Annotated in this window: 1 protein-coding gene; it reads left to right on the top strand. The window is 70.8% G+C overall.

Translation table 11 applies throughout. The features are described from left to right. Window positions 1–319, top strand: a 319-nt coding sequence (locus tag WFQ67_RS30230) for a beta-ketoacyl synthase N-terminal-like domain-containing protein (RefSeq protein WP_337059009.1), incomplete at both ends; no start/stop codon positions are given.

Genomic DNA, 319 nt, shown 5'->3' with positions numbered 1-319 from the left:
CCTCGGCCAGGTGCTCACCGCAGGTTCCGGCCAGAACCCCGCGCGCCAGGCCGCCATCCTCGCCGGCCTGCCCAACGCCGTGCCGGCCATGACCCTGAACAAGGTCTGCGGTTCCGGCCTCAAGGCCCTGCACCTGGCGGCCCAGGCGATTCGCTGCGGCGACGCCGAGGTGATCATCGCCGGCGGCCAGGAAAGCATGAGCCTCGCTCCCTACGTCATGCCCGGCGCCCGCACCGGCCTGCGCATGGGCCACGCCAAGCTGGTCGACACCATGATCCAGGACGGCCTGTGGGACGCCTTCAACGACTACCACATGGGC

Origin of the sequence: Pseudomonas sp. USHLN015, from assembly GCF_037153275.1 — a bacterium.
GTDB lineage: Bacteria > Pseudomonadota > Gammaproteobacteria > Pseudomonadales > Pseudomonadaceae > Metapseudomonas > Metapseudomonas tohonis.
Note: the sequence above shows the minus strand (reverse complement) of the source record. Positions and strands in the feature narration are given on the sequence as shown.